Annotated in this window: 18 protein-coding genes; 16 read left to right on the top strand and 2 right to left on the bottom strand. The window is 63.0% G+C overall.

The features are described from left to right. Positions 1–195: 195 nt before the first annotated feature. Positions 196–1,110, bottom strand: coding sequence for a GDSL-type esterase/lipase family protein (locus ACQY7R_RS01125; protein WP_428303760.1), 915 nt, complete (start codon positions 1,108–1,110; stop codon positions 196–198). A gap of 229 nt (positions 1,111–1,339) precedes the next feature. Between ACQY7R_RS01125 and ACQY7R_RS01120 the strand changes: the two genes are divergently transcribed. The 7 genes from ACQY7R_RS01120 (at position 1,340) to bioA (ending at position 11,886) form a co-directional block, all read left to right on the top strand. Continuing rightward, entirely contained in the window at positions 1,340–2,911 is a 1,572-nt protein-coding gene (locus ACQY7R_RS01120; RefSeq protein WP_428303759.1) for an FAD-dependent monooxygenase, read from the top strand. Between the two features lie 213 nt (positions 2,912–3,124). Then, positions 3,125–4,636 (top strand): hypothetical protein, encoded by a 1,512-nt coding sequence (locus ACQY7R_RS01115; RefSeq protein WP_428303758.1) that lies wholly within the window; start codon positions 3,125–3,127, stop codon positions 4,634–4,636. Positions 4,637–4,665: 29 nt separating this feature from the next. Beyond that, positions 4,666–6,063 carry a hypothetical protein gene (locus tag ACQY7R_RS01110; protein ID WP_428303757.1) on the top strand — a complete coding sequence of 466 codons (1,398 nt, stop codon included), beginning with the start codon at positions 4,666–4,668 and terminating at the stop codon, positions 6,061–6,063. A gap of 211 nt (positions 6,064–6,274) precedes the next feature. Then, the gene (locus ACQY7R_RS01105) at positions 6,275–7,543 is read left to right on the top strand and encodes a PQQ-binding-like beta-propeller repeat protein (RefSeq protein WP_428303756.1); all 1,269 of its coding nucleotides are present in this window, start codon (positions 6,275–6,277) and stop codon (positions 7,541–7,543) included. 85 nt (positions 7,544–7,628) lie between these two features. Next, complete coding sequence (locus ACQY7R_RS01100) at positions 7,629–9,608, top strand: ABC transporter ATP-binding protein (RefSeq protein WP_428303755.1); 1,980 nt, start codon at positions 7,629–7,631, stop codon at positions 9,606–9,608. A 24-nt stretch (positions 9,609–9,632) separates the two neighbouring features. Further along, positions 9,633–10,424, top strand: coding sequence for an SAM hydrolase/SAM-dependent halogenase family protein (locus ACQY7R_RS01095; RefSeq protein ID WP_428303754.1), 792 nt, complete (start codon positions 9,633–9,635; stop codon positions 10,422–10,424). A 136-nt stretch (positions 10,425–10,560) separates the two neighbouring features. Next, complete coding sequence (gene bioA, locus ACQY7R_RS01090; RefSeq protein WP_428303753.1) at positions 10,561–11,886, top strand: adenosylmethionine--8-amino-7-oxononanoate transaminase; 1,326 nt, start codon at positions 10,561–10,563, stop codon at positions 11,884–11,886. 168 nt (positions 11,887–12,054) lie between these two features. Here bioA and ACQY7R_RS01085 read toward each other — a convergent pair whose 3' ends face one another. Further along, complete coding sequence (locus ACQY7R_RS01085; RefSeq protein ID WP_428303752.1) at positions 12,055–13,464, bottom strand: hypothetical protein; 1,410 nt, start codon at positions 13,462–13,464, stop codon at positions 12,055–12,057. 320 nt (positions 13,465–13,784) lie between these two features. On the opposite strand from ACQY7R_RS01085, the gene polA reads away from it, so the two are divergent. The 9 genes from polA to ACQY7R_RS01040 all read left to right on the top strand — a co-directional run bounded on the left by polA (position 13,785) and on the right by ACQY7R_RS01040 (position 23,150). Continuing rightward, on the top strand, positions 13,785–16,688 hold the full coding sequence (polA, locus tag ACQY7R_RS01080; protein ID WP_428303751.1) for a DNA polymerase I: 2,904 nt from the start codon (positions 13,785–13,787) through the stop codon (positions 16,686–16,688). A gap of 143 nt (positions 16,689–16,831) precedes the next feature. After that, positions 16,832–17,437 (top strand): dephospho-CoA kinase, encoded by a 606-nt coding sequence (coaE, locus tag ACQY7R_RS01075; protein ID WP_428303750.1) that lies wholly within the window; start codon positions 16,832–16,834, stop codon positions 17,435–17,437. Between the two features lie 309 nt (positions 17,438–17,746). Then, on the top strand, positions 17,747–19,228 hold the full coding sequence (gene rho / locus ACQY7R_RS01070; RefSeq protein WP_428303749.1) for a transcription termination factor Rho: 1,482 nt from the start codon (positions 17,747–17,749) through the stop codon (positions 19,226–19,228). Between the two features lie 18 nt (positions 19,229–19,246). Next, positions 19,247–19,507 carry a DUF4160 domain-containing protein gene (locus tag ACQY7R_RS01065; RefSeq protein ID WP_428303748.1) on the top strand — a complete coding sequence of 87 codons (261 nt, stop codon included), beginning with the start codon at positions 19,247–19,249 and terminating at the stop codon, positions 19,505–19,507. 4 nt (positions 19,508–19,511) lie between these two features. Further along, positions 19,512–19,772, top strand: coding sequence for a DUF2442 domain-containing protein (locus ACQY7R_RS01060; RefSeq protein WP_428303747.1), 261 nt, complete (start codon positions 19,512–19,514; stop codon positions 19,770–19,772). Positions 19,773–19,779: 7 nt separating this feature from the next. Then, a complete protein-coding gene (locus ACQY7R_RS01055; protein WP_428303746.1) occupies positions 19,780–20,139 on the top strand; it encodes a (2Fe-2S) ferredoxin domain-containing protein in 360 nt (119 codons plus the stop codon). Positions 20,140–20,238: 99 nt separating this feature from the next. Then, complete coding sequence (gene ribH / locus ACQY7R_RS01050; RefSeq protein WP_428303745.1) at positions 20,239–20,712, top strand: 6,7-dimethyl-8-ribityllumazine synthase; 474 nt, start codon at positions 20,239–20,241, stop codon at positions 20,710–20,712. Between the two features lie 140 nt (positions 20,713–20,852). Beyond that, a complete protein-coding gene (nusB, locus tag ACQY7R_RS01045) occupies positions 20,853–21,251 on the top strand; it encodes a transcription antitermination factor NusB (RefSeq protein WP_428303744.1) in 399 nt (132 codons plus the stop codon). An 81-nt stretch (positions 21,252–21,332) separates the two neighbouring features. Then, positions 21,333–23,150 carry a hypothetical protein gene (locus ACQY7R_RS01040; RefSeq protein ID WP_428303743.1) on the top strand — a complete coding sequence of 606 codons (1,818 nt, stop codon included), beginning with the start codon at positions 21,333–21,335 and terminating at the stop codon, positions 23,148–23,150. The last annotated feature ends 219 nt before the right edge of the window (positions 23,151–23,369 follow it).

Genomic DNA, 23,369 nt, shown 5'->3' with positions numbered 1-23,369 from the left:
GCGTACAGCGATAGTGATACTCGGGCTGGCGCGACAGCTCGAGGTAGCGGCGACTCCATTCCCCGGCAATCGACGCGATTTGTTCATTGGCGTCGCTCGCACCGGCCAGCGCGCAAGTGACGCCGCATGCTAGCAGCGGGATGAGCGGCCCTCTCCCCAACCAATGGCGTTCGATCAACCGGAGCATCGCGGGCATCACTTGAGAATCTGCGGACCGTACATTTTCGCAAGCGCCGCGGCGACGCACTCCGCGAGATAGGCGTTGCCCCGGGCGTTCGGGTGCAGGCCGTCGTCGCTCAATCTAGCGGAGACGTCGACCCACGTTCCCGGCGGCATCGAGGAACTCCATAACACGAGCTGCCGAATCGCCGTATCTGAAATCAACTCCAGATCGTACTCCCTGGCCAGTTCCCGCTCCAAACCGTCGAACCAATCGACGATAAAGCCGCGCGGGATCTCCACCAGCAGGACGTTGGCGCCAACCGCTTCGGCGGCGTCGATGAGCTGCCGCAAGTTGTCGGCGGTCGCGTCGCGCGAGGAGCCCTGGAGAAAATCGTGACCTCCGAGCTCGATTACGACCGTCTGCGGCCGGGCTTCGCGCATCCGTCCCAACAGCTTCAAGCTGTCGACGGTCGAGCTGCCGCTGACGCTCAGGTCGATCACCGGCACAGCCAACCGTTCCGCGAGTAACTTTGGGTAGCCGAATGCGGTGAGGCTATCGCCCATGCAGACCACCGGCCGGTCCGAGAGCGCTAGCCGTCGACTCACGTGACTCGCCGCTGCATAGTCCCAGGCGAACCAGGCCCAAGCTGCCCACAACAGAGCGGTCGATCCCCACACGATGCTTCGCCGCGAAAGAGGAGAGCGCCATGCGTGCAACCAGCCTGCCGCCACGACGCCGCCCATCGTCGCCATCAACGTCAGCAAACTAACCGACCAATCAGGCCGCTTCGCCGCGACCACGGTGAAAGCAATCACCAGCGGCGCCCAACTCGGCCGGCCATTCCACGCCGCCCACGTATGCAAAGCCAACCACGCCGCGATCATCCACGGAATCGCGGCTGGAAATGTCAGCAGAGACAAGGCGATAGCGATGCAAACGATCAGCATTCGAGCGATTCGTCGTATGCTCGCCATGTTGTAATCGCTCCCACCGGCAACAACGACAATCCGAGATGCTATCATTATGATGCAAGCGGCATCGCAGAGCGATTGGTTGATCCTGTAGCGCCGCTGAATTATCTAAATTTGCCCTCCGACTGCTTCACGAGGCGGACTTCGCCCCCAGTGAGCACTGCACCGTGGATCTACTCCACGCGCCTGTAAAAGTTCCAGCAGCATGAATGCCGTCACCGCAACGAAAGTCCTCATCGTCGGCGCCGGCCCGACCGGTTTACTCCTGGCCGCTGAACTCCAGCGCCGCAGCGTCGCTTGTCGGTTGATCGACGCCAATCCCGAACCGCTCCACTGGGATCGCGCGACCGTCGTTCATCCCCGTTCGCTCGAGATTTTCGAATCGCTCGGCATCGTCGCGTCGCTGCTCGCCGCTGGCGTCAAGCAACGTCGCGCCCTCATTCACTCCGCCGGCAGCGTGCTGGGCGACATCGATCTGTCGATCTGCGGCAGCCGCTACGGGTTTAATATTGGCATTTCGGAAGAGGTGACCGAGACGATCCTCACGGAGTACCTGGAGCAACTCGGCGGCCATGTGCAGCGTGCGTCGCGACTGGTCAATTTAGAACAAAACACCGACGGCGTGCTGGCGACCGTCGAGCACAATGGCGTGACGGAGCAAATCGCCGCCAAGTGGGCCGTCGGCTGCGACGGCGTCCGCAGTGTCACGCGGCAATTGAGCGGCATCGAACTCATCGGCCACGATCGGCCCGATCCCTGGGCCGTGTTCGACACGACGATCGCCGGTTGGCCCCACTCGTACGAGGCGAACTACGCCTACCTCGACGAGCCGCCGGTGATTCTCACCGCGTTGCCGAACCAGCGGTGGCGGGTCTACCTGCGGCCATCCTCGGCGGAATCAGATTTACAAGCCGACGCGGCGTCGACGCTCCGCCGTTACCTGCCGGGAATCGTCTTCGAAAATGTCTCGCACCCCACACGCTTCCACTGCCACACGAAGGTCGCGTCGCACTATCGCTCGGGCCGCGTCTTCCTCGCCGGCGATTCGGCTCACGTCTGCTCGCCGTCGCAAGGCCACGGCATGAACAGCGGCCTGCAAGACGCATTTAATTTGGCTTGGAAATTGGCACTCGTCTGCCAAGGCAGCGCGGCCGACAGCATCCTCGACAGCTACGAAGCCGAACGCCGCCCCATCGCTGAGATGATCACCGCTTCCGGTTACGCCTTCGAACAAGCCCAGTCGATCACCGATCCCGCCGAGCGCCGCGCCCGCGACGAAGAACTGCGCGCCATCTTCGCGAACCCCGCAACCCGCCATCACGAATCAATCGCCGAAGCGGAACTCGACATTGACTACTGCACCTCGCCGATCGTGATGGGCGACCGTCACGACGCCCTCGCACCGGGCCATCGCCTCCCCGATACGATCGAAGTCCGCCACCCAAACGGCGCCGCGGGGTTGCTACACGAATTGGCCCACCGGCCAGGCCACACGGCACTCGTCATCGGCGCGGGCGCCGCGGACGCCGCGCCAGCGGGGCAACTCGCTGCCTCACTCGCAGGCGCCAGCTTCAACCCGCAACTCGAAACGACGGCAACGCTCATTGCCGGGTCCGACGAATCACATCCTCACGCGCAACTCGCCGCTGCCGCCGCCCGCCAACTCGGTATCACTGGCCTAACGCTGCTCGTCATCCGCCCCGACGGGCATGTCGGTCTGCGGGCCGACAGCGATCATCTGGATGCAGTGCAAGCCTATCGAGCACTGTTCCAATAGCCTAACCCCTGCGATCAGCCCGCTCAGGCTAGATTCGCAGCCGAAGCCAGCGACGCCGCCGTCAGCGAAGCGGCCGTTTTCCCTTATTTTATGCTGGCGACCCCCGATTCCCGCCTGCTAGGTTATAGGTACCGCCGTCGCCTCGCTCGCGCTGCTCATTCCCATGCTGGCCGCGGGGCGCCCACCTCCCATGCTCCTCCGGGAACATCGCCTGTGCTCAACAACCTTCTAAATGGCGCCGCCGGGATTTCCAATCATCTGGCCGTCGTCATTGGCGTCAGCATGGTCTTCTTTGCCGTTCAAACGATCCTCAGCTTGAAGCTTTACGCACAGGCGTGGGATCAAAACCGGATGCTTCGCCAATTGCTGCGCGAGCTCGACAACGGCGCGAGCGGCCGGCCACTGGCGAACGAGGCGGTGGTCGACTTCCCCTGGCTCGATTGGGTGCTGCGGGTCTTCCCCGCGAGCGGCGATCAGCGGCCGACCAACTTCACGCGCGAAAACGCCCTCGAAGAACTCGACACCCGCGTCGCCAGCGAATGGGCCTACTTGTTGCTGCAGCGGATGGGCATCATGGCGCCGCTGCTCGGCGTGGTACTCACGGTCATCGGTTTCTACTGGCTCGAAGTCGACAACGCCGGCGACCAGTCACTGCAGACAATTCTCGCCGCCGTGACGCCGCTTATTTGCGGCGTCGGCGCCGGGGCAATCCTCGCGCTCGTCAATCAGGTGCTACTGCAAGGCGTCGGCGGACGGATCGAGCGGCTCCGCATGTCGGCCCGCACCTGGTTCGACGCCGTCATTTGGCGGAACATCACTCACGGGGCGCCGAGCGAGGCGATGCGTGCGATCGGCGAAATGGAGACGTTCGCCAGCATCCTCGTCGGCACGGCTAAGCGGCATGCTGAAAGTTCTGAGCAAATCGGCCACTCGACCGCGCTGCTTCAACAGGCGGCATCGCAGTTTGAGCGAATCATCGGCGGCATGAAGGGCGAGATGCAAGGCATCCCCGCGGCACTCGGCGTCATTCGCGACGCAACGGCCGCGTCAGCTCAAGCGTTGCAAGATTTGGTGCCTGCCGGCGAACGGGCGGTCGCCAACCTCGACGTGTCGGTCGCCGCGTTCCGCACCACCATCGACCAGCAATTCAGCGAAGCGGCGAAGCTTCACCATACGGCGAGCCAATCGCTCGCCGCATCGGTGGATCACATTCAATCGTCGAGCGAGGCCCTCACCGCTCGTACCGAGCAGTTCAACGGCTCCGCGGCGGAGACAGCCCGCTCGCTCGCGCAAATCGACGCCTCGCTGAATAACGCGGCCACCATGCTCGCCGCCGCCAGCAATCGCATTCAGTACGCAATCGAACACGACGCCGGCCCCGCCCAATCCGCCCTGCATGGCGCCGCGAATTCCGTCGCTCAGTCGGCGGAAAAGCTGTCGGGCTTCGTCGAGCATGGCATCCAGCCCGCCGCGCACGATTTGGCGACGCTCCACCACTCGCTGCAGCAGTTGCAGGGGACGCTCGCGTCGATCGAACGCTTCAGTGCGTCGCGTGAAGACGTCGACAAGCTGATCGCCGCGCTCGGCCAAGCCGGCATGATCGCCGATGCAATCGCCGCGCTTCCGGAGCAGATTCGCGACCTGATGGAGCAGAACGTCGAGCACCACGGCAGCCTCACCGCCGCTCGTCACAAGAAGACCTGGCTCTACAGCCGCCCCCGCTAGCAGATTATTCAGCGTCCGGAGCATGAAGCATGCAGCTTGAACGAGTCACCTCGCGATCGAGCGAAGCCGGCCTCGCCGGTTGGATCGCGAGCAACGACGTGACGCTCTTCACCATGGTATTGGTCATGGTGATCGCTATCTTTTTGCATTCGAAGCTCAACAAGGGCGCCGCCGAGCAGAACGCACTCGCCCATCAGAACACGGCGATTTCCGCGACCCTCGCCGCGACGGCGCGCGAACTCGAATCGGCCCGCCAGCTGCTCGCTGAAAGCAAGGACCGGCTGACGCTCACCCAAGCGGAGCGCGACCAGTTGCAGGCAAAGCTAGTCGAAAAGCTCACGGCGCTGGCGGAGCTTAACGCGAAGCTCGACGCCCTGGTCGCCGAGAAGGGCGATCTCTCCCGCCAGCAGAAAACGCTCCTCGCCGAGAAGGAAGCGCTCGCCAAGGAAAAACTGTCGCTGGAGGGAGCCCGTGACACGGCCAGCGCGACCAACGTCTCGCTTCAATCAGAACTCGAATCGCTCACCGCGAAACTCGCCGAGAAGATTGCCGCGCTAGAGGAAATCGAAGCCCAGCGCGACCGGCTCGCGAAGCAAGCGACCGAGTTGACGACGCTCGTCACCGCGCTGAAGACGCGGCTCGAAGAGATGAACGTCGACATCAGCTCAGCCAAGCAGCTCGCCGACAAAACCGCCGAGGACTTGCGGGGCCAAGCCGCCGCGGCCGATAAGAAGGCCGAGGATTATCTCGCTGACCTCAAGCGGGCCACCGAGATGCTCGCCACGCTCAAGCTGGAAAAACAGCAACTGCAGACCGAGCTCACCGACGCCGAGCGCAAACGCCAAGCCGAGCTTCTCGCCGAAGCGGAAAATAACCGCGCCCTCGTCGGTCTTCGCGGCCCAATGCGGAAGGTGGCGATCCTCTTCGACGCCTCCGGCAGCATGCGGCAAGAGGGCGCCGGCGGCAGCGACCGCTGGAGCGAAGCGCAGGAGATCACAGCCACTTGGCTCAAGCATCTCAACGTTCAAGAGTGCGTGCTGATCGTCTACTCGACTGATGTTCGCACGTTCCCGAACGACGGCAAACTCGCCGAGCTCCGCGGCGAGCAAGGGGCGCTGATGCGCGAACTGTTGCTGCAACAGCTCGCGACCGTTTCGCCCGGCGGCTGGACCGACACGCACGCCGCCTTCCAGAAAGCATATGAGTACGACGTCGACACGATTCTGCTCCTCTCCGACGGGGCGCCAAGCAAAGTCGCCTCCGGCGTTTACCAGGACGAGCTCGCTCAGCAGATTTATCAGCTCTGCCGCGCTCACGCCGGCATCCCGGTCAACACGATCGGCCTCGGCAACTATTTTGACAAAGACATGTCGAACTTCTTGAGAACCGTCGCCAACCTCACCGGCGGCGCGTTCCGCGGCGAGTAATCGCATGCAACGTGCGTCGGTATCTCTAGCCCCGGGGTTCGCCCGGGGGTCGGTTTCTACACCGCGTCGCAACTATGCGCGGCGCCACCCCCGGGCGGAGCCCGGGGCTCGGAATGCGGAGCGGAGTAGAGGTTTACTCCCGCGCTAGAATCGCGATCATTGTCTGGTACCCCCGCTTACCATTCACTTGTCGCACCTCAGGGAAGCAAACGTGCCCACGATTCTCCGCGTGCTTGCTCTCGCCGCCGCTCTCATCTCGACGCCGCTCGCCCACGCTCAACCGGTCAACGACGGCATCACCGTCGCCCCTACCGATTGGCCTTGGTGGCGCGGCCCAAGCCGCAACGGCGTCGCCGATCCCGATCAAACGCCGCCGACCGAGTGGAGCGCCACGGAAAACGTCGTTTGGAAAACCCCCGTCCCCGGCCGCGGCCACAGTTCGCCGACCGTCTTCGGCAAGCACGTTTATCTCGCCACGGCCGACGAAAAAGCAGAAACCCAATCGATCGTCTGCTTCGATCGAGCAACCGGCAAGCAGCTGTGGGAAACGGTTTGCCATCGCGGCGGCTTGATGCGCAAGAACGAAAAGTCGTCGGCCGCTTCGGGCAGCGTCGCCTGCGACGGCGAAAGCCTTTTCATCTGCTTCGCCAACAGCGACGCCGTGTTCGTGACGGCGCTCGCCCTCGACGGCAAGCAGCGTTGGCAGGAGAAGATCTGCGACTACACGATTCATCAGGGTTTCGGCGCCTCGCCGGCGATCTACCAATCGCTGGTCATCGCCTCGGCCGACAGTCACGCAGGCGGCGTCCTCGCCGCGCTCGATCGCAAGACGGGGAAGCTCGTTTGGAAGCACGACCGCCCGCAAGAACCGAACTACACCTCGCCGATCATTCTGCACGCCGCCGGCAAGGACCAGCTCTTCCTCACCGGCTGCGGCCTCTTCTCCAGCTTCGATCCCCTCACCGGCAAAGTCTTGTGGGAAATCCCGGGCGCCACGATCGAGTGCGTCACCTCGACCGTCACCGACGGCGAACGCGTCTTTTGCAGCGGCGGCTACCCGAAGAACCATCTTGCGGGCGTCGCGGCCGATGGTTCGGGCGAACTCGCTTGGGAAACGCGTGATCGCGTTTACGTCCCTTCGCTCGTCGAACGCGACGGCTACCTGTTCGGCGTCCTCGACGCGGGCGTCGCCACATGCTGGGAAAGCGCCACCGGCGATCAGGCTTGGAAGAAACGGGTTGGCGGCGAGTTCAGCGCCTCGCCCGTACTCGTGGGAGACGTGATCTACGCCACCAGCGAAAAAGGCGAAACATTCGTCTTCCGCGCAAACACTAAGAAGTACGAAGAAATCGCCGTTAACAAACTCGGCGATCTGGCGATGGCGAGCCCCACGATCTGCGGCAGCCGCATTTACATGCGCGTCGTCGAGCAAGTCGACGGCGAACCACAGGAAATGCTCTACTGTCTTGGCAATCAGTGAGCTGTCGCGATTGGCAACGACGCCGATCAACTTCACCCGCCGCGTTGATAAGCCAGCCTGATACTTAGGGCGATCCGGAGAACGCATGCCATCGCCCCCACCTCACGATGCTGCGTCGGACTCGCCGCCGCCGAACTCCGCCACGAGCCGCACGCGGTTTGATCATTACCGCGAGCTGGTGCGGACCAAGCGGTTGCCGAAAGGGGGCGGCTCACACGGCGAAGGACACCACCGCGAGGAAAAGGGGCGGGTCCGCTCCGCGCGGCAGCTCGCGTGGGAATTCATCTGCTTGCTCCGTCCCTTCCGACTGCAAGTCTTTTGGATCCTCGCTTCGGCAACGATCGCCACGCTCATTGGTCTACTGCCCCCCGCCGGCACGAAGTTTATCATCGACTACGGCCTCAGCGGCCGGACGCTTCCCGAGCCGTGGCGCAGCCGCTTCCCGCAACTCGCCGATCCACACCGGCTGCTGTTAGCAACCGTGGTCGCGGTGGTCATCGTCTCGCTTGTAAAAATCGTGATCTACCTGTGGGGGCGGTGGTACGCGACGAAAATTTCGAAGCAAATTCAACTCAACGTGCGGCAGCGCGTCTTCGAGCATGCCGTGCGGTTGCCGCTTCACCGTGTGCAGCAAATTCGCTCGGGCGGCGTCGCGTCGATCTTGCGCGAAGACGGCGGCGCCGTCGGCGAGTTGATGTTCGGCATGATCTTCAATCCGTGGCGAGCGGTCATTCAGCTTGTCGGCAGCCTCGCGATCCTCGCGTGGGTCGACTGGAAACTGCTCACTGGCGCCATCATCCTACTGCCCGTCGTCTTCTTCACGCATCGCGCGTGGATCAGCAACATCCGGCCGCAGTTCCGCGTCATTCGCAAGCAACGCGAGCAAATCGACGCCGGCGCGGCCGAATCGTTCGCCGGCATGCGCGTCGTGCGGGCATTCAGCCGGCAACGCCGCGAGACCGCCCGCTTCGTCACCGACAACAACCTCATGGCACGGCAGGAACTCTACGCCTGGTGGTGGATGCGCGGCATCGAAATGGTGTGGGAAGCCCTCATTCCGATCGCCAGTGCGGCGCTGCTCTTCTATGGGGGCTGGCAGGTGCTTGCGGGACAGATCACCGTCGGCGACCTGATGATGTTTCTCGTCTACCTGCTGATGCTGCTTGAACCGCTCGCGACGCTGGTCTCGAGCGCCACGCAGTTTCAGAACAGCCTCAGCGGCCTCGATCGGGTCCTCGACCTGCTCGACGAAGCTCGCGAAATGCCCGCTTCGCCGGACTCGATCAAGGTCGATCGCCGCGCGATTGCCGGCGCCATCGAGTTTGATAATGTCACCTTCACCTACCCCGGCGGCGAAGCGCCAGCACTCAGCGACGTAAACTTGAAGGTGCAGGCGGGCCGAACCGTCGCCCTCGTCGGCCCCAGCGGCGCCGGCAAGACGACCCTCAGCAATCTCGTGGCTCGCTTCTACGACCCGACCGCCGGCCGCGTGCTGCTCGACGGCCGCGACCTGCGCGATTACGACGTCGAATCATTTCGCGCGATCCTTGGCATTGTCGAGCAAGACGTCTTCCTGTTCGACGGGACGATCGCCGCTAACATCGCCTACTCGCGCCGCGACGCAACGGACGGTGAGATTCGCGCCGCGGCCGAAACGGCCAACGCCGCCGAGTTCATCGACCGCCTCCCCGACGGCCTGCTAACCGTCATCGGCGAACGGGGCGTCCGCCTGAGCGGCGGGCAGCGGCAACGTCTCGCCATCGCCCGCGCCGTGCTCGCCGATCCGAAATTGCTGATCCTCGACGAAGCGACGAGCAATCTCGACACCGACAGCGAGCAACTTATCCAGCAAAGCCTCGCGACGCTCATGCAAGGCCGCACGAGTTTCGTCATCGCCCACCGCCTCAGCACAATCGCCGGCGCCGACCTGATTGTCGTTGTCGAAGGAGGCCGCATCAGCCAGACCGGTACACACGCTGAGCTGATGGCCCAAGGGGGCAAGTATCGCAGCATGGTCGAGCAGCAAATTCACATGACGCTCGGCAGCATGGCCCCCGGCGGCTGACTCATTTCATCGCGACGATTCTCCATGCCCCCCATCCCCCTCATCACGCTCACCACCGACTTCGGCGAAGGGAGCCCCTACATCGCCGCGATGAAGGGCGTCGTCCTCGCACTCAACCCGACGGTGCAAATCGTCGACGTCACGCACGCCATCGCCCCGCAAGATATTCGCGGCGGGGCGATCATTCTCGACGAAATCACCCCGCTATATCCGAGCGGCACGCTGCATATTGCCGTGGTCGATCCGGGCGTCGGGTCGGCCCGGGCGCTTGTTTACGCCGAGATCGGCGAGCAGCGCTACATCGGCCCCGATAACGGGCTGTTCTCGCGGTTGGCGAGTCGGCTCGGCGCGTCTAAGATACGTGCTATCACCGAGGAGCGGTGGTTCCGGCAGCCCGTGGCGCCGACGTTCCACGGTCGCGATATCATGGCGCCGGCGGCAGCGCATCTCAGTCTCGGGGTTGATCCCGACGACCTGGGCCCGCCCCACGCGCAGCTTGTCGAACTCGTCTGGCCGGGAGCAGTGAAAGTGGCAAATCGCATCGACGGCCAGGTGACGGCGATCGACTCGTTCGGCAATCTGATCACCGACATCACCCGCGAAATGCTCGCCGGCGTTCCGACCGACGAGACGGTCGGCATCTTCTGCGACGAGCACGAAACCCGCTGCATTTTCAACGCTTACGCCGATCAGCCCCCGATGACGCTGATCGCGCTCATCGGCTCGAATGACTGCCTCGAACTGGCGATCGTCGACGACAGCGCAAAAATCATGCTCGGCGTCCGCGTCGGCACCCCGGTGCAGGTTAAATGGTAGCTGACGCGACGTCAGTGGTCCGTTGTCAGCCGTCAGTGGCTGCTGCCGCTTGTTCCTGCCTCCCACCCGCCTCGGGCACCCTCCCCGTGTTCGCAACTGATCACGGACCACCGACAACTGACATTTTCAGAATGCCATGCCCACTCCAGCTGAACTAACTGATTGGGATCTTCGCCACTTCTGGCACTCGTTCACCCAAATGAGCGAGTACGAGTCGATGATTATCGAGCGAGCCGAAGGGTGCTGGCTCGTCGACGTACATGGCCGCCGCTACCTCGACGGCGTCAGCAGCCTGTGGTGCAACCTACTGGGGCACCGCCATCCGCGGATTGAAGCCGCCGTCGCCGAACAGCTCGGTCGACTGCCCCACGCGACGACGCTCGGCATGGGGAACGTTCCCGCGGTCGAACTCTCCCGCCGGCTCGCCAAACTCGCTCCCGGCGACCTCAATCGCGTCTTCTACGCGAGCGACGGCGCCTGTGCGGTCGAAGCGGCGTTGAAAATTGCCTTCCAGTACTGGCTGCAATGCCCGCAGCCGCGGGCCGGCAAAACGAAATACCTGGCGTACGATAGCGCGTACCACGGCGATACCCTCGGCAGCACCGCGGTCGGCGGCATCGAGCGATTCCACGCCCTCTACCGGCCGCTGCTGTTCGACGTACTGCGATTGCCTCCGCCCGACGTTCGCACCGGCGACGCGGCGTTCCATTTGGCGAAGCTGGAGGCGATGCTCCAGGAGCATCACGCCGAGATCGCGGCGCTGGTGATTGAGCCGCTGCTGCAAGGCGCCGCCGGGATGGTGATGCAACCTCCGGGTTACCTTCGCGGCGTCCGGGAACTCACCAAGAAGTACGACGTGCTGCTGATCGCCGACGAAATCGTCACCGGTTTTTGCCGCACAGGCCGCATGTTCGCCTGCGAGCACGAAGGGGTGACGCCTGATATGCTCTGCCTCGGCAAGAGCATCACCTCCGGCACGCTGCCGCTGGCCGCGACGATTGCCACGGACGAAGTTTACGAGGCGTTTCTCGGCGACTACACCACCGGCTGCACGTTCCACCACGGCCACACCTACGCCGGCAACCCGATGGCGGCCGCCGCGGCTTGCGCGACGCTCGACGTCATCGGCGACGAACGCGTGCTGGAAGAAACCGTCCCGCGGCTCACGGAACGGTTGGCACGCGCCCTCGCGCCGCTGCAAGATCATCCCCGCGTCGGCGACGTGCGGCAACTCGGCACGGTCGTCGGCGTCGAGCTGTGCGCCGATCGCGCTACGGGCGAGCTCTACCCGCCTAAAGGACGCCACGGCTACCATGTCTGCAAACAGACGACGGGGCAGGGGGTCTGGCTGCGGCCGCTGGGCGACGTGATCGTCGTGATGCCGCCGCTGTCGATCAGCGATGCCGAACTAGACCTGCTCGTCCGCGTACTCAGAGAAAGCATCGACGCCGTCTGCAAGTAGCTGCAATCGCAGCCACAGCCGCCGGTCAACGACCGGCCGGAGCGTTACTGCAAACGCTCACCAAGCCGTCAACCGCTCACAGATCACCGCGAAGCGCCCTGCGGCGAAACGGATCTCGCTCCGGCGGCTCGTTGAGTCGCGGCTATTGAATGGCGGCTATCTGCGGCGCTAATACGTCAGCGTCGGGGTCCGCTTCTTGAACACGCCCGCCGGCTGCACTGTCTTGCGCGGAAGCTGCTCACCGAGCTTCTCCGGCGGGAAATCTTCCGACCGCGAGCCGTAGCCCATAACGATCGAGCGATTGTCGACGCGCCAGCCCATCAGCTTGATGAATTCGTCCAGCGGAATCGTCTCGATGCCGAGGCGACCGGCGTCTTCGCTGAGCGTATTCCAGGTTTCGCGGATCGCCTGATCGCGAGCCTGCGTCCCATCGGGGTATTCGCCCAGCACGAGGTAGCGGGTCTCAAGCTTCAGTTCACCGTCGAGCGTTCCCGCATCGTTGATCGCGGCGTCGACGCGACCGTTGCTCGCGGCAATGATATTCTTCAGCTTCTGCAGGTCGTCCTTGCCATCCTTATCGAGGTCGATCTCGCCGGCGATGGCGAACCCGACCGTCCGGCCACGATCCCACACTTGGCTGAAGATGCGGTCGCCTGTGAGGATCGGGTTCTTCGGATCGTCGGAAGTGATCTGAGCTTCGGCCATGTGGCCGTCGATGATGCGGGTGATCTCGATGCTTCCCTTCTTGGCGGCCGCTTCGGCGTCGGCATTTCCTTCGCCGGCGACGCTGAACGTCACTTGCGGGCGCAGGCCGTCGTCCGAACCGAGGTCGATCCACACCTTGCCGTGACGCTGATTGACCCACGTAATCCGGCCATCGGCCGGCTGCGCGAAGGCATCAACCTTCGGCAGGCCCTCTTGGAGCTTTGTGATCATCCGCTCCTGCTTGATGCTAGCGTTTTCGGCGGTCGACTTTTCAGCTTCGAGCTTCGACATCGCCTCGGCGTGCGTCGCGCGATCCTTCTCCATGCTCGCGGCAATGGCGGTGTTCTTCGCGCTGATCTCGTCGTATTGCTGCTTCGACTTCGCCTGCACGTCGGCCAAGTCTTGCTTAGCCTTTTCCAGAGCGGCGAGATGCTCCTTCACGCGGGCGTCTTTCTCCGCTTCCAGAGCGACCAGCTTTTCCTTCAGGCTTTTCACTTCAGCCTTCGTATTCACCTCGTTCTTGACGAGCTTTTCCTTCTCTTCGAAGACGTTCTCCAGCATCGTCTTGTAATGCTTGCTGGCATCGTCGTCGCCGATGCCGAACCGCTTCATGTCTTCGTCGAACTGCGGCTGCAGCGATTCGAAGAGCGCGTCTTCTTTGAAACCAATCCAATTCTTGTAGTTACCCGCTTCCGCTTCAGCTTTGGCGACTTTGGAATTGGCGTCGTTCGTTTCGGCCCGCGCGGCGTCGCGTTCCGCGAGGTAGGTCTTCCGTGAATTGTTGACAAGCACCAATCCCACGCCGATGAGCAGGAGGAGGATCGTTAGAACGATCACGACGGCTTGAAGACCTTGATTCTCTTTCGCGGCCATGCGGCGACCTCAGTGTGCTGAATCTGCGCTAACTTTTCTGTTCGCTAACTTCGCGGTTCGTCGGACGGGCGGGAGCGGCAAGTCGGCGGGAAAAGATCTCGGTGGGAAAAGATCAACGCGGCGACTCGACCAACGCTTCCGCGCGGCGACCTCGGGCGATAGAATCGCCGTAAGTCGAGCTTAATTGCGGGATTAGGGTGTGTCAAACACCTGCCAGGCCAGGGCCGTTGCGACCCCGTCGAACCGGTTGGGCAAGCCACGCGCCTCTCCATCACTATTTTATGGCCGGTATTCGCCGGGCCCAGAGAAATTTGCCGACAATGGCCAAAAGAGCTCGCCAAACGACGTTCCTGGGCATGGACGAACCGGAATCGCAGCCCGCGGCCAAAGCGAGTCGCGCCTCTGTGGGGGTGGTGGTAAACCACGTCGCCTCGCCAGCCGAAGAGGCCCCACCAGAGGGCCCCCTTACGATCCGCGATTGGACGATTTACGTCGTCGACTCCTACTCGCTGATTTTCCAGGTCTTCCACGCAATGTCGGGCTCGGAGCTGACCAGCCCCCGCGGCGAACCGGTCGGCGCCGTCTACGGCTTTACCCGCGATCTGGTCCAGCTCATGGAGCGAAAACAGCCGACAGCCCTCCTCTGCGCGTTCGACCTCTCCGGCCCGACATTTCGCCACGAAATGTACGACTCCTACAAAGCGGACCGCAGCGAGATGCCCGAGGCGCTCGTCTCGCAGATCCCCAAAATCCGCGAAGTCGTCCAGGCGATGGGCATCCCGGTGGTCGACTACCCCGGCTTCGAGGCCGACGACGTGATGGCCACGGTCGCCCGCCTGTGCGAGGAAGGGGGCGCCCGCTGCCTACTGGTGACGGCCGATAAAGACTGCCGGCAACTGCTCACCAGCCAAACGGCGATCTACAACATCCGCAAAGATCTCGAATACGGCGGCACCGAACTCTACGGCGATTGGGGCATCGCCCCCGAGCAGGTCGTCGACTTCCAGTCGCTGGTGGGGGACAAAATCGACAACGTCCCCGGCGTGCCTCTCATTGGGCCGAAGATCGCCAAGGAACTCCTTGAAAAATACGGCTCGCTGGAAAACGTCCTCGACCACGCCGGCGAGGTTGGCGGTAAGCGGAGCCAAAACCTCATCGAGCACCGCGAAGCGGCGCTCCTGTCCCGCAAGCTGGTCGAGCTCGACAAGAATGTGCCGATTGCCGTCGACTGGAGCTCGGCCCGCATCGGCGGCTTCGACGAAGCGCGGCTGGCCGATCTCTTCCGCGACTACGGCTTCCGCGGTCTCGCCGAGCGCGTGATGGCCGTCGCCGGCGCGACCACCGCGAAGACGCCGGGCCAGTTGATTCCCGCGGTAAGTGATTGGGACGGCGACTACCAGGTTGTCGATACCCCCGAAGCGCTCGCGGTGCTCATCAGCCAGATGGAACAGCAAGAGCAGCTGTCGATCGACACCGAAACGACCGCCATCTCGCCGCGGATCGCCGAGGTCGTCGGCTACTCGTTCGCGTGGCGGCCAGGGCAGGCGTTTTACGTTCCCGTCCGTGGCCCCGAGGGCGATCGCGTCCTCGATCCCGCCGAGACCGCCGCAGCCCTGAAACCGATCTTCGAAAACCCAGCGATCACCAAGATCGGGCAGAACATCAAGTACGACATCATCGTCCTCCGCACGCTGGGGATCGAGCTCCGCGGCGTCGTCTTCGACACGATGGTCGCCGACTATCTCATTGACTCGGGCGAGCGGACGCACAACCTCGACCATCTCTCGCTGAAGTATCTCGGTCACGAAACGATCCGCATCGGCGAGATCATCGGCTCGGGCAAGAACCAGCTCCGCATGGATCAGGCGTCGGTCGCCGCCGTCGGCGAATACGCGGCCGAAGACGCCGACGTACCGCTGCGGCTGATGCCGATCCTCGTCGATCGGCTCTCCGCCGACAATCTCGCCGAGCTCAATGAAACGATCGAAGTTCCGCTGATCGACGTCCTCGCCGACCTCGAATACCTCGGCGTCAGCGTCGACGTAGCACGCCTGAAGGAACTGAGCGTCGAATACAGCCAGCGACTGCAGCAACTAAAGATCGAGATCGAAGAACTTGCCGGCCGGCCGCTGAACATCGACTCGCCGAAGCAACTCGCAGAACTGCTGTTCACCGATCTCAAGCTGCCGGTGATCAAGAAAACGAAAACCGGCGCGAGCACCGACGCCAGCGTGCTCGAGGAACTCGCCCCGCTCCATCCGCTGCCGGCCAAGATTGTCGAGTACCGCCAATACTCCAAACTGCTCGGCACTTACATCGACGCGCTGCCGGAACTGGTGAACCCCGCCACCGGCCGCGTCCACGCCTCGCTCAACCAGGTCGTCGCCGCTACCGGCCGGCTCAGCTCTAGCAACCCGAACCTGCAAAACATCCCTATCCGCACCCGCGAAGGCCGCGAGATCCGCTCGGCGTTCAAAGCAGGCGAACCGGGCTGGGTACTGCTCGCGGCCGACTACTCGCAGATCGAACTCCGCGTCCTCGCCCACTACTGTGGCGACCCCAGCCTGCGGCAGGCGTTCGAAAACGACGAAGACATTCACCGCCTCGTCGCCAGCCAGGTGAACGGCGTGTCGATGGACGCGGTGACCAGCGAAATGCGCCGCGGCGCCAAGGCGGTCAACTTCGGCATTATCTACGGCCAAAGTCCGTTCGGCCTGGCGAAGGGCCTCGGCATCTCGAAGGAAGAGGCGTCCGACTTCATCGAGAAGTACTTCGCCACCTACCCGGGCGTGATGGACTACCTGATCGACACGCTGACCCTCTGCCGCGAGCAAGGATACGTCACCACGTTGTTCAACCGCCGCCGCGCGATCGACGGCGTTCGCCCCGTGCCGCCGGGGCTGCGCGAAAAGTCTGGCACGCTACGATTCCTCAACGTGCCGGAACGAACCGCGGTGAACGCCGTCATCCAGGGAACCGCCGCCGACCTCATCAAGGTGGCGATGATCCGCATCCAAGATCGCCTGAAACAAGAAAAGCTGCCGGGCCGGATGCTGCTGCAAATCCACGATGAACTGCTGTTCGAAACGCCCCCCGAAGCTGCCGCGGAACTCGCCACGCTCGTCCGGCAAGAAATGTCGACCGTCGCCGAGCTCGCCGTGCCACTCAAAGTCGACGTAAAGATCGGCCCCAACTGGGCAGCGTGCGAAGCCTGGGAAGAATAACCTAGCCCCTGGCTCCGCCAGGGGGTCGCGCCGCGTGCTAAAACCGCGTTCAATACTAAGAACTGAGTGAAGCGCTTGCTCACCTCCCGGCAGAGCCGGGGGCTAGAAATGCCCCTGAACCCCGACACCTGAACCCTAACGCCATGCTCACCATCGGCCTCATCGGCGGCATCGCTAGCGGCAAATCAGCCGTCGCTGCTGCGCTCGCCAAACGCGGGGCCGTCATCTACGACGCCGACCGAATTGGCCACTCGGTCCTCCAGCGCCCCGCCGTCCGCGATGAACTTGTCGCCCGTAGGGGCGCCGGCATCCTCGACGGGGCAGGGGGGCTCTCACGACCCGCAATCGCGAAGCTCGTCTTTGGCGATACCCCGGCAGCGAAGGCGAACCGCCAGCACCTTGAGGAACTCCTCCACCCCCTCATTCGGGCCCAAATCGAGGCCGAAATCCGCCAGCTGCCCGACACGGACGTGCCGGCCGTGGTAATCGACGCCCCTCTGCTGCTCGAGTCGGGTTGGAACGAGGTCTGCCAGGCGGTCGCGTTCGTCGACACCCCTCGCGAGCAGCGGCTCACCCGCGCCGAACAAAATCGCGGCTGGTCGGCGGAAGAATTTGCTCGCAGAGAAGCCTCCCAAATGCCGATAGAGCAGAAGAAGGGTTGGTCGACCCACATCATCCGCAACGACGGCTCGCTGTCGGAATTGGATGCCGAGGTCGACCGGTTCTGGTCCGCGGTTAGGCGTCGCTAGCTTGGTAAAAGCCGCAAAACTCCTCCAAGCTGACTTCCCCTGAGCCCGGCCGGTTGCCATACTAAAGGTCGCTTTTGAACGAGTGTGGCCGAGGTCCCCGCCTTTACCTTGGCAGTTGGTCCAGCGTCGCCGATTCCTGGCGAGGCTCGACAGATAACGACTTCCTAGTGATTCCCGTTTCGTAGCGTGTTGCGCCGTAGTCCTGGCACGGGACTGCAGCGTCGTATCGTCGTGCACCAATCCCTCCCGTTGGCGCGTTTCATGCGCCGACGACTCTCCCTCTTTTCCGATTTTCAGGAGTTAGTAGCCATGGCAGAGACCGGCAACCGCGGGCCGCGGTACAGTCGGCCCCAACAGCCCTTCCCCCGTCAACGTCGTTCGTACGACGAAGGCGTGGCGCCGATCGACCGTCAACGTTTGGCGGAGCTCGAGCAAGAAGAACCGCTGTCGTTCGCCGAAGAACTCGACAAAGCCGCTGAGCGCGTCCGCCGCGTCGGCAGCAGCATCGAACGGACCGACAAGCCCGATCCAAACATCCATATCGCCGAGCTTCAGCGATTGAGCATGCCCGAGCTCATCGAGATGGCGGAAGAAGAGAACATTGAAGAAGCGAGCGGCCTGAAGAAGCAGGACCTCATCTTCCGGATTCTCAAGGCGCGCGTAAAGTTCAATGGCATGATGTCGGGCGAAGGAACGCTCGAAATTCTGCCCGACGGCTTCGGTTTCCTCCGCTCGCCCGACTACCACTACCTTTCCTGCCCGGACGACATCTACGTCTCGCCGAGCCAGATCCGCCGCTTCGGTCTCCACACCGGCGCCACGGTCTCCGGCACGATTCGTCCGCCAAAGGAAAACGAGCGCTACTTCGCGCTCCTGCGGGTCGAGTCGATCAACGGCCAAGACCCGAACATGGTCAACAAGAAGGTCTTGTTCGACAACCTGACGCCGGTTCATCCCGACGAACGGATCCGCATGGAAACGACGCCCGACGAAATCGGGATGCGCGTCGTCGACATGATCGTCCCCATCGGCTTCGGCCAGCGCGGTCTCATCGTCAGCCCTCCGCGGGCCGGCAAGACCGTGCTCATGCAGAAGATGGCCAAGTCGGTTCTCGCCAACTACCCCGACGCCTACGTCATCATGCTGTTGATCGACGAGCGTCCGGAAGAAGTGACCGACATGGAGCGCCAAGTGAAGGGCCCCAACTGCGAGGTCATCTCCAGCACCTTCGACGAAACCTCCGCCCGCCACGTTCAGGTTTCTGAAATGGTGATCGAGAAGGCGAAGCGGATGGTCGAGTACGGCCGCGACGTCGTGATTTTCCTCGATTCGATCACCCGCCTGGCCCGCGCCTGGAACAGTGAATGCCCCAGCTCGGGCAAACTCCTGTCCGGCGGTATCGACGCCAACGCGATGCAGCGGCCGAAGCGGTTCTTCGGTTCGGCCCGCAAGGTCGAAGAGGGTGGTTCGCTCACCATCATCGCCACGGCGCTCGTCGACACCGGCAGCCGCATGGACGAGGTGATCTTCGAAGAGTTCAAGGGTACCGGCAACCAGGAGATCGTCCTCGATCGCCGCTTGGTCGACCGCCGCATCTGGCCCGCCATCGACATCACGAAGAGCGGCACCCGCCGCGAAGAGATGCTGATGGATCCCGAAGAGTACCGCCGCGTCAGCTTGCTGCGTCGCGTCCTCAACGAGATGAACGGCCCCGACGCGATGGAACTGCTCGGCACCCGGCTCCGCAAGACCGGCTCGAACGCCGAGTTCTTGATGAGCATTAAGGACTAGCCTTTCGCGAACGCTGCAATGCCGACGATCAGTCAGTTCTACGGCATTACGATTCGCATGTATTTCGATGATCATGCGCCGCCGCATTTCCACGCCTACTATGGCAGCGATGCGGCGGCGATTGACATCGACAATTTGCAGGTCCTCGAAGGCAAGGTACGGCGCCGCACACTCGCGATGGTCGTCGAATGGGCGACGGCGCACCGCGCAGAGCTCCGCGAAAACTGGGATCGCGCGACGGCTCACCAGCCGCTGCAGGAGATTGCTCCCCTGGATTAAACCTATGGTCAGAGTTGCTTCCGTACGTCCGCTCGAAAATTCCCAACTCGCCGTTCAATTCTCGGACGGCACGGAAGGAATTATCTCGATCCAAGATCGGCTGTGGGGACCTGTCTTCGAACCATTACGAGATCCCGCGATATTTGCGCAAGCATTCGTCGACGACTTCGGCGCCGTCGCGTGGCCCAACGGCGCGGACTTGGCGCCGGACGCACTCCACCGAACGCTGTGCAACGCCTCTCCGACTGTTCAACAGACTCACTGATTCGCCGATGCCTTCCACTCCCTGGTCCGAATTCACCGCCGTCGGCGCCGACAAAATTCAGCGTCACCTATTCCTCTGCGCCGACCAAACGAAGCCGAAGTGCATCGACAAAGAGTCGAGCCTCGAATCTTGGGACTACCTGAAGCACCGGCTGAAGGAACTCAAACTCACCGGCGACGGCGGCGTCTTCCGCACGAAGGCCAACTGCCTGCAGGTTTGCGCCCGCGGCCCGATCGCGGTCGTTTATCCCGAAGGAGTCTGGTACCACTCCTGCACTGTCCCGGTGCTGGAGCGGATCATTCAAGAACACCTCATCGGCGGGCAAATTGTGGAAGAGTTTCACTACGCTCCGCCGGAAGTTGTTTAGAGTCGCCGGCCTCGGGTTGCCGAAGCCCACATTCGCCATTCAGCATTCCCCATTCATCTTTTTATCACCGCTCCGGCGGGTCGTTGACCCGCGGCTACTATGCCTAACGAAATCCAACCTGCCGCGCCCGACGCTCACGACCGCTACGCGATCGTCGTCGCCCAGTGGAACCAATCGGTCACCGGCGTCCTGCTCGAAGGCGCCGTCGCCACGCTCCGCGCCGCCGGTGTCGCCGACGACCACATCGACGTCGCCTGGGTCCCCGGATCCTGGGAACTCCCGCTCGTCGCCCAGCGGTTTGCCGAGGGGGGCGAGCATGCCGCGGTGATTTGCCTCGGCGTCGTCGTCCGCGGCGAAACCTCGCACGACCAGCACATTAACCGCGGCGTTAGCCTCGCTTTCAGCCAAATTTCGCTGCAATTCGACATCCCCGTGCTATTCGGGGTCCTCACATGCGAGTCGATGGAACAAGCCGTCGACCGCGCCGGCGGGGCCCACGGCCATAAGGGGCAAGAGTGCGCCGAAGCCGCCCTGCACATGGTCGGATTGCTCAAGAACTTACCCGGCGCCTAGAATGTTCTCAGCCAGTTAACCACGAAGGCTCGAAGACGCGAAGGAATTCACGAAGCGGAGAGACAGCGTCCGCGAATTCTTCGTGCCCCCTCGATGCCTTAATGTCTTCGTGGTGAATCTCCCCCAACCAGCCCACCGCCATGTCCCGCCGCAGCCGCGCCCGAGAAATCGCCCTCCAGGCCCTCTTTCAAGAAGACCTGAACCCCGAAAACGCCCTGGGCAACCTCGGCGTGTTCCTCGCGGCGCGCCTGCAGGAAGAAGAGCAACGCGAATTCGCCAAGCTCCTCGTCCTCGGCGTGAAGCGCAACCAAGCGGAGCTCGACGCCCTCCTCGCCGACAAGGCCGAGCACTGGTCGGTCGGCCGCATGCCCGCCACCGACCGCAACCTCCTCCGCCTCGGCGCCTACGAAATCCGCTACTCGGACACCCCGCACCGCGTCGCGATCAACGAAGCGGTCGAACTTGCCAAACGCTACGGCACCGCCAACTCGCCGCAGTTCATCAACGGCATTCTCGACAAGCTGATCGAGCGCAAGTAACCAGGGGTTCGCAGCGCCGTAAAGACAACCATCTCAGACCCGAGATCTCACGAGCACGCCGCACAGCAACGGTAGGTCGCGATGCCCGATTGGTACCGACCTTACCTGTTGCTCGTCGCTCTGATGGTGACGTCGTTAGCCTCCATGGGAGCGCTCGCGCTTTGGGCAACCGCCTTCGGCGGCCGTCGTCTCGCCCGAGTTGCGATTGTTCTGCTGATCCCAGCGCCGCTGCTATTTCGCCAAGCTTATGACTTGTACGCCTTATTTGCGATGCAAACGGCGTTGATCGCGGTCGGCGTTGCGCTAACGCGCGGAAATGCGTTGCGCGGACCCCGGGAGCGGACTAGCGTCGGGGCAAACGCTCCGCTGTCCCCGTTGGCCCCGCGGTTTTCGCTCACGACGCTTCTCGTGCTCACCGCCGCGATTGCGGTTGGCTTGACGGCCGTCATTCAACTTCCGAAATGGGAGAATCTTGCCTGGCGGACAGTGTTACTCAGCGCCGTCGGCGGGGCGACGGGGACGCTAGCTGGCGCCTGGCTTTGCAGCGCGAAGCGCAGGTGGCTTGCCGCGCCTGCCGCTCTCATCGTCTGCATCGCCTTGGGAACGTTTGTCTCATCCCTCGACTGGTTCTTTGAAGCAACGCTGCAAATCGCCGGCTGGCCGCCGCGATTCCTAACGCCAGCATCGTTTATGGGTTCTCCCGCGAACTACGACGACTACGATGCTTGGGTTTTTATCCCTCTCGCGATTGCGCTGGTCACGTCGATTCTCACTTTTCTGTGGCGCGAAGCCAATTTGCGTACTTCGGACGGCATCGCGTCGACGCGCCGGCGGCGGCGAAACGGCGCGCGCGGTGCGTTGGTCGCATTCGCTCTCATCATTGCGGGACTTCCGCTCGCGGCGTTGATCGCGTTAGTGCGGCCGGCGCCGCTGCCGAAGCTCGTGATGCCCGTCCCGAACGGGCATCACGACTTTCTCCGCGCCGCAATTGTCGCCGCTGCAGGGGACTTTAATGTCTCGGACATTGACAACGCTTCGATTGACCGGGTGTCGCCGCTCGCCGCGGGCGCTGACGCGATTGACGCGTTGATTGTCTCGGCGCTCGACAAGCCGTGCTATGTTCCCACTAACTACGGCTTGCCCCGTGCCACGCTGTCGCAAGAGCAGGTCAATGACCTTTACGCGGTCGAATTGGCGCTCAGCGCGAAAGCTCGACTAGCGGTACTGGAGGGCCGTTTAGACGACGCCGTCGACGTGTATCTACGCGCGGCTGAATTTGGGTTCGCCGCTAGCCGTGGCGCAATGGTGCATGAAGGTGCGCTCCTGCGAGCCCGGTCGAGCTTCGGCACGAGAGGACTGTACGCCATTCGCACCCGGCTTTCCGACGAACAACTCGCCAAGTGCGTCGAACGATTCTATGCAATCTCCGCAAGCGACGAGTCGATGGACGAAGTCCTCTACCGACACCGCGTTTGGTCCGAACGCCGTCACGGCTGGCATGGCCATTTGAAGTTTCTGCTCGAAACAATCGCCGTGAGGGACGGTGACGCCTTAGGCAGCGACTACTGGCATCGTGAAACCTTTCGTCACGGCTACCTCTGGAGCCATGCAATCACGCGACTTCTGACGTGCGAGTTCGCCCTCGCTCGATACCATCGGAAGTTTGGAAAATGGCCCGAGACGCTCGCCGCACTCGTTCCCAAATACCTCCCCGCCGTGCCGATCGATCCCTACAGTCCAACCGCCGACGAGCTGAAGTACCGCACCACCGAAGACAGTTATCTGCTCTACAGTATCCATAGAGACGGCGTCGATCACCACGGCCGCCCCACGCATCCTGCCGAGTGGGACGTCAAGAAATTCCGCGACCTTCGACTCGACCACGCGTTCTCCAAGTAGCCCGCTGCTTACATGGTTGCGGCTCTACCCAGCGGATCATCGCAGCCTCGACCTTGCCGGTGCGCGAAACTCTACCGCTCGCTCCCGGCGAATCGAGCGTAACGCCTACGCCGCCCCATGCGGAATCGTGCATCGCGCGTTCCCGCACTTGTCGATCTTTGCGTCGAGCCGAGGCACGGAATGTCTCGCAGCATGGTGCTCTTTAAGCACTCGGCTAAC

It is taken from the genome of Lacipirellula sp., assembly GCF_965279485.1.
GTDB lineage: Bacteria > Planctomycetota > Planctomycetia > Pirellulales > Lacipirellulaceae > Lacipirellula.
Note: the sequence above shows the minus strand (reverse complement) of the source record. Positions and strands in the feature narration are given on the sequence as shown.